7 protein-coding genes are annotated in these 18,128 nt (G+C 65.7%); 5 read left to right on the forward strand and 2 right to left on the reverse strand.

The annotated features are described in order from the left end of the window. Nucleotides 1–23 precede the first annotated feature (23 nt). Genes WDM91_00310 through WDM91_00330 form a run of 5 tightly spaced genes read left to right on the forward strand, consistent with a single transcriptional unit; the run spans nucleotide 24 to nucleotide 16,089 of the window. Nucleotides 24–13,094 (forward strand): filamentous hemagglutinin family protein, encoded by a 13,071-nt coding sequence (locus WDM91_00310; protein MEI9993005.1) that lies wholly within the window; start codon nucleotides 24–26, stop codon nucleotides 13,092–13,094. A gap of 34 nt (nucleotides 13,095–13,128) precedes the next feature. Then, entirely contained in the window at nucleotides 13,129–13,764 is a 636-nt protein-coding gene (locus WDM91_00315; GenBank protein ID MEI9993006.1) for an OmpH family outer membrane protein, read from the forward strand. Further along, on the forward strand, nucleotides 13,761–14,552 hold the full coding sequence (locus tag WDM91_00320) for a SapC family protein (protein MEI9993007.1): 792 nt from the start codon (nucleotides 13,761–13,763) through the stop codon (nucleotides 14,550–14,552). Before WDM91_00315 ends, WDM91_00320 begins: the two co-directional genes overlap by 4 nt. Nucleotides 14,553–14,554: 2 nt before the next feature. Next, on the forward strand, nucleotides 14,555–15,016 hold the full coding sequence (locus WDM91_00325) for a hypothetical protein (protein ID MEI9993008.1): 462 nt from the start codon (nucleotides 14,555–14,557) through the stop codon (nucleotides 15,014–15,016). After that, the gene (locus tag WDM91_00330; GenBank protein ID MEI9993009.1) at nucleotides 15,013–16,089 is read left to right on the forward strand and encodes a TIGR03032 family protein; all 1,077 of its coding nucleotides are present in this window, start codon (nucleotides 15,013–15,015) and stop codon (nucleotides 16,087–16,089) included. Before WDM91_00325 ends, WDM91_00330 begins: the two co-directional genes overlap by 4 nt. Before the next feature lie 90 nt (nucleotides 16,090–16,179). Here the strand turns inward: WDM91_00330 and WDM91_00335 are convergent, their stop codons facing one another. Further along, a complete protein-coding gene (locus WDM91_00335) occupies nucleotides 16,180–17,322 on the reverse strand; it encodes a DUF3089 domain-containing protein (GenBank protein MEI9993010.1) in 1,143 nt (380 codons plus the stop codon). Between the two features lie 18 nt (nucleotides 17,323–17,340). Next, nucleotides 17,341–18,057 carry a TetR/AcrR family transcriptional regulator gene (locus tag WDM91_00340; GenBank protein ID MEI9993011.1) on the reverse strand — a complete coding sequence of 239 codons (717 nt, stop codon included), beginning with the start codon at nucleotides 18,055–18,057 and terminating at the stop codon, nucleotides 17,341–17,343. Nucleotides 18,058–18,128 lie beyond the last annotated feature (71 nt).

Genomic DNA, 18,128 nt, shown 5'->3' on the forward strand with positions numbered 1-18,128 from the left:
ACCGCCATCTCCGCGAGGACGTCATGAACCCGATCCGCCTTCCGAACGCCAGAGCGTTCCTGCTCGCAAGCTCGAGCGTCCTTGCCCTGGTGATGGGCGACAACGCCTATGCCGGTCCCCTGAGCGAGCGCGTCGGAGGTGCAGCCGTGCAGGTCAATCCGACGACGCCGGCACCGACCATTTCCGGCGTCGTGACGACGCCGCAACAGGTTGCGGCACAGCAGGCGCGCACCACCGCCAATCTCAACGAGGCCGCGGCGCGCCTCCAGGCGACGCTGACGGCCCAGGCAAGTGCCCGTGCCGCCGCCCAGGCGGCGAGCTCGACCGTGCCCAACGGCCTGGGCAGTGGCGGATTGCAGGTCGATCCGCGTGCCGCCGATCCCAATGCGCCGGGCTACAGCCCGCTCTATTGGTCGGGCGCCGACCAGCCGACGCAGACTGCCGCGAACGGGCAGACCACGGTCACGATCACGCAGCACCAGTCGCAAGCGCTGCTGAACTGGCAGACGTTCAATGTCGGCGCCAAGACGACGGTGAACTTCGTCCAGAAGGACACCTCCGGCAAGGACCAGTCGACCTGGGTGGCGATCAACAAGGTCAACGATCCCAATGCGCGGCCTTCGCAGATCCTCGGCCAGATCAACGCACCGGGCTCGGTATATGTGCTCAATCGCAACGGGGTGATCTTCGGCGGAACCGCGCAGGTCAACGTCCACAGCCTCGTCGCGGCTGCCGCCAATTACGGTACGCCCGACATCCAGGACGACCCGGCGGCCTTTGCCGCGCAGTTCTCGACCTACGGTCTCTATAGTCCGGTCACGAGCGTCTCGGATCCAAGCAGTGGCGTGTATTACGATTACACGCCCGCCTTCACCGGCTCTGGCGGCGCAGTCGTCGTGCAAGCAGGAGCGCAAATCACCACGGCCGCGCCGGCTTCGGTGACGGCTGGCGGCGGCTTCGTCCTTCTGCTTGGGGCGAACGTAAGCAATGCCGGAACGATCGCGACGCCTGATGGTCAAGTGACGCTAGCCGCCGGCGACAACTTCTACATCCGCCCGGGCTTTTCGACCGGCAGCGCCGCAGGCTCCATCGCCGACAACAACACGACGTCGACCACGCGCGGCAACGAGGTCGCCTACACGCTCGATGCCAATTCCGGCAGCGGCACGGTGAGCAATACCGGCCTGCTGGAGGCGACCACGGGCGACATCACGATGGCGGGACAGATGGTCCTGCAGGACGGTGTTGCCTTCGCGACGACGTCCGTGGCGGCGCGGGGAACGATCCATCTTCTGACGTCTCAAGAAGATGCGACCAGCAGCGTCACCCTGACGGCGGACAGCCTGACGACGATCCAGCCCGATCTCAGCGACACGACCACGGCGCTTGATTCGCAGCGCGCGACGCTGATAACCAATTCCACCAAGCAGGATGGGCTGCGCGACTATTCGAATCCCTACCTGTTCCAGCTGATCGCCGATGCCGGAACCGACAGCGGCCGCTCTTACCGCTTCGGCGAATTCGACGATCTGAGCCTGCTGGCGGACCGCGAGGACCAATCGCGCGTCGAGATCGTGACCGGTGGTGTCGCCGACTTCAAAGGCGGCTCGCTGACGATGGCGCAGGGCGGACAGATCGCCGTTTCCGGCGTCACGCGCACTCTGGTGGAGAGCGCAGCCAATCTCGACGTGTCGGGCTCGCTGGACGTCCTGCTGCCGGTGTCCGGCAACATCATCACGGTCAACATACAGGGCAACGAGCTGCGCGACGCGCCGGTCAACCGCGACGCCGGCGACCTGAAGAACGGCGACGTCTATGTCGACACGCGCGACCTCATCCTGGTGCCGGCCGGCACCGACGGATATGCCACGGACCGGTACTACACCGCCGGCGGCCTGCTCGAAGTGTCGGGCTGGCTCGCCAATACGGGCCATACGATCGGCGAGTGGACGGCGGAAGGCGGAACGATCACCTTGTCGAGCGGGCTTCCCGTCCAGTCCGACCCGTCGCGGCCGCTGGCCGATTTTCGCGACGGCACGCCGGTGCCGGTCTCGGCTTTCGCCGGCGATGTCGTCGTGCAGCCCGACGCCATATTCAATCTTTCGGGCGGCGCGATCGACTACCAGGGCGGGTATGTCAACACGACGTGGCTGCTCGGGTCGGACGGCAATTTCTACAATCTCGACACCGCACCGGCCGATATCCAGTACGCTGCGCTCGGCAACACCTTCCAGGTCGACCACGGCCGCTGGGTCACAACCGACAACTATTCCCAGGGACTGCTCACGCCATCGCAGCTCTACGAGCCCGGCTATATCGACGGCCGCGATGCGGGCACGCTCATCATCGACACGCCGACAGCGATATTCGAAGGCCAGATCGCCGCCGGCGTCGTCACCGGCTCGGGCCAGGTGAAACAGCGCGCCGCGGGCGTGGCCGACGGCTACGGCGTTCCGCAGAACGTCGCCGCATTGCCCGGGCGGCTCGCGATCGACACGACGTTGGATAGCGTGCTCAACGGCGGCTTCAATCCCGCCGGGACCGATGTGGTGGTGGGAACCGGTCAGCCGGGCTTGGCGGGCAGCCTCGACGCGGCGTCGCTTGTTCCCGGCGATCGGCTCGATACGGTCTGGCTCGATGCCGGCGCGCTCGATGCGGATGGGCTCGGCGGCCTCAGCATCAATACGGTCGGCGATTTCGCGATCACCGCGCCGCTGACCCTAGCGCCCGGCGGCAGCCTGATCGTCAACGCGTCGACCGCCGACATCGCGGCGGACGTCACGGCGCGTGCCGGCAGCGTTTCCATCAATGGCGGCGTGCTGCGCGCCGTCACGCTGAAGCCGCAAGGCGGGGTGGACGTCACGCTGGAGGCCGGCGCGACCATCGACACGAGGGGCCTGTTCACCAACGCGTTCCTCGACCCTTCGGATCTGGCCGGCGAAGCGTTCGTCAATGGCGGCGGCGTCTCGCTGACCGCGATAAACGGCATCACCCTTGCCGCCGGCAGCGTCATCGATGCGTCGGGAGGCGGCTTCGTATCGGCGTCGGGCGCCGCGACGGCCGGCAAGGGCGGCGACATCAGCTTGCTCGCCGATCAATACGATTTCCTGAGCAGCACGACGGGCGTGGTATCCAATTTCGACGCGCCACTGACGATCGATGGAACGCTGCGCTCGGTCGGATCGACCGGCGGTGCGCTGACTTTACAGTTTCCGCAGGATCTGATCGTCAGCAACACGACGGTCGTGAACGGCTCGACGCTTGCCGCCGGTACCGCGGCGCCGGCCGGTCTCACGCTGGACCAGTCGCTGACGATCAAGGCGGGCCAGCCCTTGCCGCTGGCGCTGACCCAAACGTCGGTCATCTCCGTGGTCGCGCCGGGCATGGCGATGCCCGTGTCGCTCGTTCCGCCTGGCGGCAGCGCGCCGGGGCCGACCAGCATCGTCCTCGCTGCGCCTTGGACGGTGCCGCCGGGCGCGGGCATCCTCTACACGATCGATTCCGCAAATTACAACAGGTCCTGGACGACCGGCCAAATCATACCGGCCGGTGCCATCCTCTGGGGCGGCTATGGCAGCATTCCGGCAGGCTATGTCCTGCCCGCCGATGTATTCCCGCACGGACTGGCGATCCCGCCGACGCCCGTGAACACGACCTATGCCGCCGGCACCGTTCTCGGCTCGGACGTCACCTATGCTCCGGGTACGGATATTCCGCTGGGAAGCCTTTTGCCGGCCGACGTCACGGTGCGCGCGCCCTTGCAGTTGAAGCCCGACTTCTTCGCACAGGGATTCTCGAACTACACGCTCACCAATCTCGGCAACATCACGATCACGCCGGGAACGCAGGTGAACGTCACCGAGCCGACCTACCAGGTGACGGCGGCGACGATCATGACGCCCACCGGCAGCGATCCGCTGGCGGCCTTCGCCGTCGGGCTGCAACCGCTTTATCTCGACAATCCTGTCAAGAGCACCATCACCCAGCGGCCGGGCGCCAGCATCACGCTGCAGACGGCGTCCATTGCCGCTCGACAGGGCCTGTACGAAGACTACGTCCCCGGCACGCCATTGCCGGTGAGCATCACGAGCGTCGCCAGCATCGGCGGCACCGGTATCACGCTGAAGGCGGATTGGACGATCCCAAATGATCCGTTCTACGTCGGCCTGAACTACATGCACGCCCAGGATCCGCAAGGGAACGACTATTACTTCCGCGCAGGCGACACGATACCGGCGGGCTACTCGATCCCGGGCGGCGATTGGACGGCCAATGCCTATTTCGGATTGGAAGGCGGCACCGTGCTGCCCGCCTCCGTCTTCCCGTCGTTTCCGCTGCCCGTCCAATACGAATACAACCGCAGCACCATCCTGATCGGCGCCGGCGGCGGCATCACCGTCGATCCCAAGCAGGCGATCACGCTGTCTTCGCCCGGGCAGATCACGGTCTCGGGCGACCTGACCGCCCATGCCGGGAAGGTCACGGTCACCAACACGATGCCGCTGAGCTTCATCAACGGCGACAACTCCTATACGACGCCCGACGTCGACGGCCTTTCGATCTGGATCGCCGGCGACATCGATGTCTCCGGCCAGGCGGTCACGGCGGTCAACCATGCAGGCCAGACCTACGGCACCGTGACCGACGGTGGATCGATCGTGCTGGGCAATACCGGAACGGCCAGCACGTCCGCATTCGTCGTCATCCGCCCCGGCGCGGTGCTCGACGCCGACGGCGCCAGCGCCGATCTGGTGCTATTCCCGTCGCAGGACGCGACGTCCTTCGGCACGGGCGATTTGCTGCCGCAGCCTGTCGCGAGCAATGGCGGGGCGATCACGCTGACGTCCTTCAGCGGCATCTACAATGATGGCGACGCCACGGCCCGCGCGGGTGGCGCTGGCGCCGCGGGCGGTCTTCTGTCGGTGACGATGTCGACGCCGGTCTATAGCATCAAGACCCTGACCGGGCCGGACAACGTGCCGTTGGACGATCAGTCTTCGCGAGTCCTCACCGTCTCGCAGGAGACGCCGGCGGGAACGCTTCCCGATGATTTGGCGGCCGGAACCGCCGATCCGTCGCTGGTGGTCGGCCATGGGCGCGTCAGCGTCGCCCAGATCGCAACGGGCGGCTTCGACAGCGTCTATCTCGAAGGTAATGGCGGCTTGCTGTTCGACGGCGACGTCGACCTGAACGTCGGGCGGAGCCTTTCGCTGGCCGGTGGTTTCTCGGATACCACGACCGGCGCGGCGGTCAATGTTTCGGCGCCCTATGTCGCGCTGCTGCCGGGTCTCTTCGTATCCGCGGGGGATTATCACTACGCGCCGCACGGCGCCGCGATCGGGTCCGCAAGCGACGCGGGAAGCTTCACCGTCACGGCCGCCTCGCGCGATCCGAACACGAGCGGCGGTCTCATCGAGCTCGGCGAATCCGAAAGGTTCGGAGGTTTCGCCACCGTCGATCTCGTAAGCCAGGGCGACATTCGCTTCCTCGCGCCCTCGGCCAGCTACAACTATCAGAGCACGCTGTCCGCCAGCGGCGATCTCGCACTGACCGCCGCGCGGATCTATGGGCTTCCGACCCTCGTCAGCAAGCCCGGCGGCAGCGGCGGCGCGCCGATCATCTACACCGCGAAGGACAGCGTCACGGCGACCGGGGATCTGGCGATCCACAATTACGGCGCGAGCGCGGACACGCAGATCCCGGACAGCTATTTCACCACGATGACCCTGACCGGGAGCACGATCGAGCAGGGCGGCGCGATCTTCGCGCCGCTAGGCGTGATCGCGTTCAGCGCCAGCGGCGCGGCGCTGGTCAGCAGCGTCGACCTCCAGCCAGGCAGCCTGACCTCGACGAGCGCCGCAGGCATCCTGCTGCCTTTCGGTGGGACGACGGACGACCTCAACTATACCATCAACGGCGTGCCGTTGGCCGACGTCGTTCTGCCCGTCGGCGTCTCGATCGGTGCGAACTTCTACAGCGGCGCGGAACAGGATCTCGACGTCGAAAAAGGCGCCGTCATCGACGTGTCGGGCGGCGGGGAATTCCAGGGCAAGAGCTTCATCAGCGGCCGCGGCGGCTCGGTGGATACGCTGCTCAATCCGTTCCTGACGTTCAATCCGACGGCCGGAACCTACAGCACCAACAGCGCCAACCAGGTCTATGCCATCATGCCGGGGGCGCAGCCCGGTTATGCGCCCGCCTCGGGCGGCACGATCGATGGATCGCCCGATCCGGCGCCCGGTGTCGGCCAGCAGATCACGATCCCGGAGGGCGTGCCGGGCCTGCCTGCGGGCACCTATACCCTGCTGCCGTCCAACTATGCGCTGCTGCCCGGCGCCTATCGCGTCGAGCTCCAGGGGCCGGCCAAGGGCGCCGCTTCCGGCGCGACGGCGCTGAACAACGGCAGCTACCTGGTGGACGGCTACACCGGCGTCGCCAATACCGCGATCAAGGCCGACATGCCGACCCAGATCGTCATCAGCTCCGGCAAAGCGGTGCTCGACTACTCGCAATACGACCAGACCACCTATACCGCGACGCTGCTGAACCAGATCGCGCAGACCGGAACGGACCAGGTCAAGCTGCCGTTCTCGGTCATCACGCCGCGATTCCTCGCGGATGCGGGCTCGCTTTCGTTCCTGTATGGCAATGTCGGCAATCCGCAGTTCAACTTCACCTTCGACGGGACGGCTCTCTTCGCCCCTGCCAAGGGTGGGCAGGACGGGGGCACGACCATCAGCATCAGCGGCATGGTTCCCATCGAGATCATCGCCGACGACGGAACACCGACGCAGGGCGAACTCAGCCTGCGCACCGGCGATCTCGCGGCACTGAACACGCCGAACCTGGTCATCAATGCCGATGTCGGAGGGAACAATGGAGCGGGCGACATCACCGTCCGCGCCGGCGCCTATCTGACGGGCGACGGAATCGCGCTGTTCACCGGCTATTCGGGCTCGGGCGTGCTGAACGAACATCCCAACCTCACGATCGAAAGCGGCGCGGGAGTGAACGCGCGCGGCAACCTGATCCTTTCCGACGCGAGAGGTTCGATCTTCGTCGACGCGGGCGGCACGGCGATCGCACAGGACACCCTCTATTTCGACACGAGCGACCTCAATATCGACTCCGGCGCCCTGATCGGCGGCAAGGGGCTTTCGCTCTCGGCGCCCGAGATCAACATCGGAACCGCGGATTCGCTGGCCGCCGCCGAAAGCGCAGGCGCGCTGCCGGAGGGCCTTTCGGTGACGCAGGCCGAGCTCAATGCGCTGCTCGCCGGCAACGCTTCGGCCAATATCCCCGCATTGCAGTCCCTGACGCTCACGGCGACGGGCTCGCTGAACCTGGTGGGAACGGTCGATTTCGATACGACCAAGCTCGCAACGCTGGAAATCGACACCCCCGCGATCTACGGCCTGGGCGAGACCGGCGACACGGCTGCCATCAACGCCGGCACGCTGATCTGGAGCATGCCGTTCGTTTCCAACGTCGCCGCGACGGCGCCGGACATCGTGGCCGGAGGACCGGGAACCGGATCGGGGCGTCTCGCGGTCACCGCCGACGAGGTCATTTTCGGCTCCGCGACGCCGGGAACCGCTTACTACGGACCTGCAACGTTCAAGACCTTGTCGACTTCCACATTCTATCCGTCCGGCACCGTCGATCCGGGGCAGGGGCAGTTCGAGGAGAGTACACCGACGGCGCGTGTCGCTTCGGGCTTCGCGAACGTCACCTTCACCGCGCGCGACAGCATCGTATCGAACAGCCATGGCTCGCTGTCCGTCAGCCAGGCCGACGGTTCGGCGGCGGATCTCGATCTCGTCACGCCGCTGCTGACCGGCACGGCCGGTTCGGTGGCGGATTATGCGGCGAGTGGCACGCTCACGCTGGAGGCGCCGGCCGGGACCGCGCCGAGCGCAGCGACACCGAACGCCCTGGGCGCGGAGATCGATCTCTCCGGCCATGCGATCGACGTATCGAGCACGATCGTCGCCAACAGCGGCAAGGTCGTGATGACCGCCCAGGGCGACATTGCGCTGGGCGCCGGGGCTCGCATCGATCTCTCCGGCCAGACGATTCCGATCCTCGATACCGTCGAATATAGCTGGGGCGGCGATCTCTCTCTGCTCAGCGCGGACGGCAATATCAGCCAGGCCGTGGGATCCGTCATCGACGTCTCGGCGCAGAACAATACCGCCGGGAGCGTGACCGTTCAGGCCATCGGCGCCGACGCCGGCAATGTGTCGCTGGACGGCACGCTGCGCGGCGCTTCGATCGCCGGAGCAGGCATGGCGGCCCATGCCGGCGGCTTCGCCACCATCGACGCACAGACGCTCGGCACCGCGGCGCTCGATGCCGGCTTCGCCGACGTGAACGGCAGGCTCGACGCGGGCGGCTTCACGGGCGGCCGGGCATTCGACCTGCGGCGCGGCGATCTCGTCATCGCGGGAACGGTCAAGGCGTCCGACGTGGAGATCGCGCTGGACGGCGGCAGCCTGACGGTGAACGGCCTTGTCGACGCCTCGGGCCCGGCGCCGGGAACGATCCGGCTGACGGCGGCCGACGACCTGACGCTGGGTTCGAACAGCCTGCTCGACGCCCATGGCACGGTGCTGCAGAAGGACAGCTACGGCAATCCCATCGATGCCGAGAACCGGGCCCATGTCGAGCTGACCTCCGACAACGGTACCCTGACGCTCATGCCGCATGCGGCGATCGATGTGAGTTCGCCGGAGGCGGCGCCGCAAGGCGACGTCGAGATCAACGTCGGCCGCGACAGCGAGACCGGCGGCGACGCCCGCATCTCGGCGGCGGGACCGGTGACGATCAAGGGCGCGCAGAACATCGCCGTGAATGCCTTCTGGACATATGTCCCGACCGATGCGAATGGCAGCATCATCCAGGACAATCTCGATCCGGGCGGCGCGCCGGTGGCCGTGACCGGCGACGATGCCGGATATGTCGGCCTCGACCAGGTCGACGCGCGCAACCGGCAGTTCATCAACGCGGCTCTCGCCAATCCGGATCTCATGAACCGGATCCAGGGGCTTTCGGCCTATCGCGACGCGTTCCATCTGCGCCCCGGCGTGGAGATCGACAGCGCCACGCCGGACGGTAATTTGACCACGGTCGGCGACCTGGACTTCTCGGGCTTCCGCTATGCCAGCGTCAATCCGAACAGCCAGCAGACCGGCATCTACGGATCCGGCGAGCCGGGTGCGGTGATCTTCCGTGCCGGCGGCAGTCTCAATATACAGGGCAATATCAGCGACGGATTCCAGCCCGGTCCGGAGGTGCCGATCATCGAGGAAGAATTCCTCACGACGGTCACCACCGCCATTGCGACCGAAGCCGCGCTGGAGGACGGCGTGGCATTGGCGAACTCCTTCACGTTCATCAACCTGCCCACGCCGAACGACGCCGTCGGGACCCGCGTGAATTCCGGCGGTGGCTGGTTCTATTTCCCCGGCTATTGCGGCGCGTTCTGCAGCGACGCCACGGTCGTCTCTGGTCAGGTCAAGGACAACGTCACCGGCCATACCTTCAATCCCGGCGACCAGATCGGCTACTTCACCGCGAATGGCTATGGCGGTACCACCTTTGCCGCCGGAACGGTGATCGCGATTGCCGGACAAAGCGAGGGCACGGTCTTGTTCACGGGGTCGTCGTCGCGGGTGCTCTCCACCGTGTCGCAGCACGCCGCGCCCGGCACGCCGGTGGGCTCCACGACCACGACGGTCGATACGCCAGACGGCGTCGAAACGATCACGTCGTCGACCGGCACGCAGAGCATCTCCGTGGTCACGGCGCTTCCCGCGGCGGCGCAGATGCTGGCGCCGGGATCGCTCTCATGGTCGATGCGGTTCGCCGCCGGCGCCGACCTGCAAGCCGCAGACACGCGCGCGCTGCAGACCAAGGCGGCCCTGGCGGCCGCGCCCGCTTCGCAAGCCGGCAACATCACGCTCAACGATCCCTCGGTCGCGCTGGCCCTCAACTGGAGCTTCTACGGCGAGCAGGATACGGCCGGCTTCAGCGTGCTGCGCACGGGCACCGGCGACCTCGAATTGCTGGCAGGCGGCGATTTCAGCGAGCAGTCGCCCTATGGCGTCTATACGGCGGGCACGCAGTCGCCCGACGTGAACCAAATGATCGTCAATCCGCTGGGTCCGGACGGCCTGAACCTGCCCGGCCAGCCGGAGATGGTGAACGCTTTCGACATTCCACGCAGCCGCTCTTCGGACGGCTCCGGCACGATCCTCGGCGACTGGTATGACAACAATGCCCAGTGGCAGTTGTCCTATCCGAGTATCGATGCGGACCAGGTGCAGCTCTTCGAAGCCGCGGTCGAAGCGCAGCGCGCCTACTATCCGCAGAGCGGCGGCGATCTGCTGCTGAAAGCACAGGGCGACATCGTATCGCCGGCGCCGGTCACCTTAGGGGGGGTCTTCACCACGCCGGCGAGCAACAATGTCGGCAATTGGCTTTGGACGCAGGGTGGCGCGGACACCGGGCAGCCCGCGGCGTGGTGGATCAATTTCGGCACCTATGTCAACAACCCCGGCAGCATAACGCCCGAGGGTGCCGGACCGCAGCTGGTCGGATTCACCGGCATCGGCACGCTGGGTGGCGGCAATGCCACCATCCTGTCGGGCAACAACATCCTTTATCTCAATGCGGCCGTCGCGAGCACCGGGCGCGTCACCGCTGTCACGCATTCCGGCAACGTCGTCACCGGCGGTGCGATCATGGAGACCGGCGGCGGTCTGCTCACGGTGAAGGCGGACGGCGACGTCTTCGGCACGGTCACCGACACCCGCGGCACCATCGCTGTGAACGCCCAGACCGTCGGCGACCTCGCGAATCCCGGCTCGAACGCCCAAGGTGCTTTGCCGAGCGAACTTTACGCCTACCAGACGCCGCAGTTCGACGGGGCCGGCCTTCCCATGGGCTTCACGGTCGTTCAAGGCGATGCGGCTGCGAATATCGACACGCGCGGCGATCTCGTGGTGACCGGCGAAGCCAATCCCGGCTATCTCAATTCGGTCAGCACGCCGGAGGCGATCTTCTATTCCGGACCCCAAGCCGGCACCGTCGCTGCGGCGCCCGACAGCTACTTCTCCCTTTGGACGCCGCAGACGGCAATCGCCATGGTGTCCGCTGGCGGCAATGTCAGTCCGGCCGTGATCGGCCAACTCCAGGATGCCAATGTCCTGCTGAGCGGCGGTTTGCTCTCCGCCTATATGGCGCCGGGCAGCTACTCCGTGGTCGCGGCGAATGGCGACATCCTGCTGCGCGGGACCAGCAATCTCGGCAACTACAACCAAGAGGTCGTCGAGCTTGCGCCGTCGCCCAATGGCGAACTCCAGCTCCTTGCCGCAGGCTCGATTCAGGGACAGGGCCTGCTGAATGCCGATGGCACGGCCCAGACCTCCTATGGACAATTCCCCGATTTCAGCTTTGCCATGTCCGGCGCCGGCGCCGGCCCCAACGATCTGCCCAATCCGTTCCGGCCGGCCGATCCGTCGGGCTTGGCGAATTCCTATTATCTCAATCCTTTCGCCTTCGAATCCGACGTTCCCACGAGCGACGTTCATGCGGGCGACGCTGTTCCCAACCGCATCTATGCGGCAACGGGTGACATCACCAGTCTCGGCCTCAATATCATGGCCAAGCCGACGGATATCGTGGCGGGCGGCGACATCGATTATCTGACCGGCCAACTGGGTAACGACAAGCCGAATGACGTTTCGATCATCGCGGCCGGCGGCAATATCATCTTTCCCGATGTCGCGATCGGCGGGCCTGGCACGCTGGCGGTGAGCGCGCAGGGCAATATCTTCATGGGAACGCGGCCGCAGGCGCCGCAATTTGTTGCCGACCCGGTGTTCGGCTTCACGCAAGGCGCCAGCAGCAGCAGCTTCACCAGCACCGGCCTCTGGTATGGACAATCCGGCTCCGTGTCTGGCGGCGCGAATGTCGCTGTCGTGGCGGGACAGGGAGCGAACGGGCCCGACTATGCGGCCTTCAAGGCGCTTTATCTCGACCCCGCCAAACAGGCCGATCCCGCCTATCCGCTCGACTTCCCGCAGAACCAGGGGAAAGTGGTCCAGACCTACCAGGACCAGCTCTACGCATGGCTCAAGAGCAGCTATGGCTATGCCGGAACGGAAGCGGACGAGATGGCGTTCTTCAATGCCTTGTCGCAGCCGCAGCAGGACGTGTTCCTGCGCCAGGCGTTCTTCAACGAACTCAACCAGGCGGACGTCGAGTACAACGACCCGTCGAATCCGCTGTTCCAGAGCTATGTCCGCGGCCGCACGGCCATCGCCACGCTGTTCCCCGCGTCCGGCAGTTACGACGGCGCCATAACGATGTATGGCGGCTCGGGAATCCGCAGCGAATTCGGCGGCGACGTCTCGATCCTGACGCCGGGCGGGTTCACGACCATCGGCGTGGAGGGCCCGACACCGGCACCGACCGCCGGCGTGATCACGCAAGGTTCCGGCAATATCGGCATCTACAGCCTCGGCAGCGTCGAGCTCGGCCAGAGCCGCGTCTTCACCACGTTCGGTGGCGACATCACGATCTGGTCGGCGACCGGCGACATCAATGCGGGCCGCGGCGCCAAGACCGCCGTGGTCTACAGCCCGCCGCTCCTGAGCTATGACGATCTTGGCAACATCACCCTGTCGCCGACCGTTCCGAGCCAGGGCGCGGGCATCGGCACGCTGGCGCCCATTCCGCAAGTGCCGCCGGGCGACGTCTTTCTGGTCGCACCGCTCGGCATCATTGATGCGGGAGAGGCCGGCGTACGCGTCTCCGGCAATGCCTATCTCGCCGCGCTGCAGATCGTGAATGCCGCCAATATCCAAGTGCAGGGCAAGGCTTTCGGCTTGCCGCCGAAGCCTGTCACAAATCTGGCGCTGACCACGGCTAGCAATGCGGCCACGGAGGCGGCGGCCGTGGTGAAGAAGCTGGCGGCGCAGCATCAATCGGTGATCTCGGTCGAGGTGACCGGCTTCGGCGGCAGCGCTGCCGAGCCGGATGTCTGCATCCCGACGGCGACCAGCCCATGCCCGCCATCCAACCCGTAAGAGAGGACACATGATGTTCCGCAGTGACAGGATATTGACCGCGCTCGCCGCCGTGGCGGTGATCGGTGTGGCGGTCAGCGGCGGTTACTATCTCGGCCGCCATGGCGATGCCGCGGCCTATGCCGACGCGCTGCCGTCGCCGCAAGGCGTGGCGTCGCTGTCGGGCGGGCCGGCAGTGCCGGGACTGTGTGTGCTCGGCCAGAATGCGGTCTATGCCGGTGCGCGCGTGGGGCAAGCGGCGACGGCGCGTTACAGGCAGCTGGCCGCCGATTTGCGCGGCCAACTGGCGCCGGAGCAGGCGGCGATCCAGGATGCAGCCAAGACCCTCGAAGCCGCGCGGAGCACCATGCCGCCGGCCCAGTTCCAGCAGCGCGAACAGGACCTCGCACAACGCATTCGCGCGCTCCAGGCCGCCAATGCACAGGACTCGCGCGACCTCGAAGCTACGCGCGTCAAGGCACTCAAGCAGATTGCGGTTCTGGCCAATCCCGTCATCGCGGACGTCTACAAGTCGCATCGTTGCGGTGTCCTGTTCTCGCGCGACATGATGTTGGCGGGGAATTCCGGCATGGATCTGACACCCGATGTTGTCCGGGGTCTCGACGCAAAGGTGACGACGCTCGCTTTCAACCTCGAGCATGCAGCGGCGCAGCCGCAGGCCGCACAATGACAGGCTCCGATGCCGCGACGGGCAGCACGAAACAGGCGCTGCCGCCGGGCTTGCCGCTTTTCTATCGCGAGCCCGAACTGCTTGTGCCCGAACGGCACGGCAAGCTGCGCATGCTGATGACGCCGGATTTTCGCTTTGCGCGCGACACCAATGCGGTGCCCATCATGGCCGGCGAGTTCGTCCAGGCGGCGCGGTTCTATCCGGTGGTGTTCGCGGGAGAGCCCATCATGCCGGTCGCGGTGCTCGGCCTGGAACGCAGAAACGTATTCGTCGACGACGCGGGCGCCTGGGATGGCCCGCGCACTTATATTCCCGCCTATGTTCGTCGCTATCCCTTCACCTTCATCGCGCTGCAAGGCGTGTTTGCGCTGGGGATCGATATGGCCTGCGACCGGCTGATTTCCGGCGGCGAGGCCTCCAACGACGTAAGGCGCCTGTTCGAAGATGGAAAGCCCACGCCTTTCACGCAGGACGCGCTGCGTTTCTGCGGCGCCTTGCAAGGCGAGCAGATCGCAACGCGCACCTTCGCCGAGGCGCTGGCGGCGTACGAGATTCTTGTCGATCAATCGGCGAGGGCGGTTTCGGGCAGCGGCCGCAACTACGATCTGCAAGGCTTCCGTATCGTCGATGCGAAAAAACTGGCGGCGTTGCCGGACGCCGTCGTGATCGATTGGCAGAAAAGGGGCTGGCTCGCGCTGATCCATGCGCACATCGCGTCCCTTGCATGCTGGCATGATCTGGTCGCCCGTGTCGGCGAGCGTGAAGTCAAATCCGGCGAGGGAAACTGATCATGTTGAAACGCTTTGCCGCATTCGGCGCCGCGCTCGCCAGCCTCCTTTCGGCTGCGCAGGCGCAGCAAGGTTCACCGGTATCCACCAGACAGGCGCCGGCCGCGTGGGTGCAATACGCCGGTCTGCTGCAGCATCAGTTCGAAGTGCGACTCGCAGACGGCGGTGCCGCGGCCGGTCGGCTGCGCAGCTATCTGGCCGGCACGCACGCTACGGGTGCTACGATCGCCGCCAGCATATGGCTCCGCCCGGACGGTACGGTCTCCAAAGTCGCCTTCGCGCCGTTTCTCGACTCCCAGGCCAACGCGGATTTGAACGAGATACTACAAGGCACGAAGCTCCCGTCGTCACCGCCGTCGGGCATTCTCCTGCCGATCCATCTGAACCTGCATGTCGCGCCCGCGCCGCCGTCCGCGATAGGCGGCGACCTGCCGCCGGCGGGCGCTGGCCAGGGGCCGCGATGAACATTCCGGACGATGCCGCCAGCGCCACCCTCCATGACGGCACCGGATCCTTTCTTGCACTGCTCGATCGCTTCGGCTGTTCGCTGCTCCTCAGCACGGACGACTATCGTCTTGTCGCAATCGGGGTCAGCGAGCGGAAACCGACGCTCCGCGCTCTGGTCCTTCCATTTCTGCGCGGCGTCGGCGTGCAAGGTTCCTACATCGCTGCAGGCACCGCCAGTTCAGTGGTCGTCTTCAAGGATGTCCCTGGGCTCGCTCCGCTCGTTCCCGATGCGCCCCAGCGCTTCGACGCGGTCTATATGCCGCGGGCCGTGCATTTCACCGGTCGTTGCGATTTCCATGACATGGCGTTCGTCGGAGGCGCGATCGTCGCCGTAAACACGCATTATTCGTGCATCTGCGCCGTCGACGGGCGCCACAGTTTCACCCCGCTGTGGAAGCCGCCCTTCATCACGCAGTTGCTGCCCGAGGATCGCTGCCATCTGAACGGCATGGCGATCGAGAACGGCCAGATCCGCTATGCGACGCTGCTCGGAGAGTCCGATCGGCGGGAGGGGTGGCGCGATATCTATCTCGATGATGCAGGATTGGTCGTGGAAGTCCCGAGCGGCCGCATCGTCGCAAGCGGCCTGTCGCTGCCGCATTCGCCGCGTGTCATCGGCGGCAGACTGTTCTGCCTGGACAGCGGCCGCGGCGAACTGCTCGGAATCGACGCAGGAAACGGACAGCGCACCGTCCTGGCACGCTTACCAGGATTCGCGCACGGACTTCTCGAATATCGCGGTGTCCTTTTCATCGCCGTGTCCAAGCTGCGGTCGCGCCGGCCCGAACGCAGGCTTCCGCTCGAAGACGGCGGTGGAGAACCCATCTGCGGCATCCTCGCGCTGGATGCCGCCAGCTTCCGGCTGCTTGGGACACTCGAAATCCGGACCGGCATCCACGAGATCTACGATCTGCAGCTTTTGCCTGGTGTCCGCAGGGCGGACATCCGGAACTCCGATCAATGGAGAGAGCAGCAGGCGATCGAATTGCCCGACAGTGCGTTTTGGGCGCACGAACCGATCGTGCGATGAACGGCTAAGCTCCGCCGGGCCCGCTCGCGCACAAGCGGAACTCGCATCGCGGAACACGATCCTGGACCGAGAAGCGCGCGATGCACCCGATCAGGGAATCGTTCCGCCGCGCAGCCGCCAATACGCCGCCGCACGCGCGATCGCATTCTCGCGGATGTCCATCGCGAAAAGCGGATAGTCGAGGCCGTGGTAGTTCTTGTTCCCGAATGTCGTGCTGCCGAATCGTCCGTCGGTCTGCTCTTGCACGAAGAGGAAGCCCGCACGGCATTCCGCCGTCGTCCACTTCCGGACCGGCGCTCCCAGCGGCGGAAACCTCATCCCCTGAGGCTTGTCACGCCCCCAGAATTTGATCTGGAACGCGCCGCTGCTTGGCACCGCGCCGCGATGCAGGCTCGCCGGCGCGAGGCCGCCATCTCGCGTCCAGGTCAGCGGATTGACGCATAGCAGCTTGTCCTTCGTGTCTTCGCGCACGGGCATGCTGCCTTCGCCGTAGGTCGCCCAATGTATGATGCAATGCAGATCGGTCGGCGAGGTGCAAGCGTGGACGGTCTTCAAGGCGTCGACGTCCTTGTCGGTAATTGCGCCGCCGATCAAATAGGCGGCGACCAGCCGGTCCGCGAGCGGCGTGCCGTCGATCCGGCGCCTGACAAGGTTCAGGCCGTGTTCGGTGCCCTGGCTGTGGCCGGCGACGATGAAAGGACGGCCCTTGGAATAATGTTCGAGGAAATAGGTGAAGGCGCGGTCGACATCGGCATAGGCGAGCGCGCCGGACTTCTCGTAGAGATCGGGCGTCGCGCTGACATAGCGAAAGATCGATGCCTCGCGATAACGCGGCGCGTAGACGGCGCAGCAGCCGTTGAAGGCGCTCGCCTGGTTCGCCAGCATCCAGTTCGTGTTCTCCTCGGTTTGGCTGTCGGGATCGAGCGGCGAGTTCCAATCCGCGCCGCCCATATAGCCGGTCGGATGGATGAAGAAGACATCGATTTGCGGATGCGCCGGCGGCGCATCCACACCCGCCGGCACCGATGCGGCCAGGCCCGGCCTGGCTGGCAATGCCGCCCAGTTTCGCTCTTCTGTATAGTCGGGCGCCGGCGCCTTCAGGCTCAGGTTCCAGCCATGCCACGGTCCGAACAAGCCCAGGATGACGCGCAGATTGCCGGAGAAATAGAAGGCGGCAAGCGCCACGACGACGAGCGTGACAGGCGCCGCAACCGCCAATATGAAAATTCTCATGGGGCTCCTCGGGAATGACTACCGGAACAGGATGCCGACGACCGCGTCGGCATGCTTCTTGACCGCATCGGGCGAGAACACATTGCGGCCATTCACGGCTCGGACTTCCGGCGCCAGCAGATAGATCATCTGGCAAGCGCCCACGATGATGAAGTGAAGCGCGATCGTGTCCACATCGGGAAGCACACCGGCCTGCTTGAGCCGCTCGAGAAAGGGCAGGTCGCGGCTGTGCCGGACGCGGATGAACTGCTCGGCCGCCCAAGTCAGCTCGGGGCCGGCGAGAATGGATTGCTGGATCATCATCCGCGCATGTTCGGGGTGGCGGGCGCAGTACTCGACGTAGCGTCTTACGTAAGCCTTCAGGCGATCGCGATCGTCCAGTCCCGCGAGCACTTCGGCATTCTGGCTCAGCTCGATGCTCGTCCGTTCGAACAGAAAGGTCACCGCTTGGCGCCAGAGTTCGTCCTTGTCGCCATAGATGTGCCGGATCATCCCATGATTGACGCCCGCGGCGGTGGCGATGGTGCGCAGCGACACCCCCTCGAATCCCATCCGGCCGAAATGCTCCAGCGCGCTTTGCAGGATCGCCACGCGCGTTCGATCGAGCTTTTGCTTGCGATTGAGCGGCGCGCGCGCCTTGTGCGGCCGCTTCGGCGTCTTCGCAAGGCTGCGCTTTTTTTCGGAAGGCTTTGCGGCACGCGTCCGCGTCGATTTCTCGCTCGGCGATGGGGGCATGGCTGGCTCCGCGGCAACGCGCGTATTTGGACAAATCCCGGCGACAACACAAGCGCTCCGTCCATGCGGCG

Origin of the sequence: Rhizomicrobium sp., from assembly GCA_037200385.1 — a bacterium.
Classification (GTDB): Bacteria; Pseudomonadota; Alphaproteobacteria; order Micropepsales; family Micropepsaceae; genus Rhizomicrobium.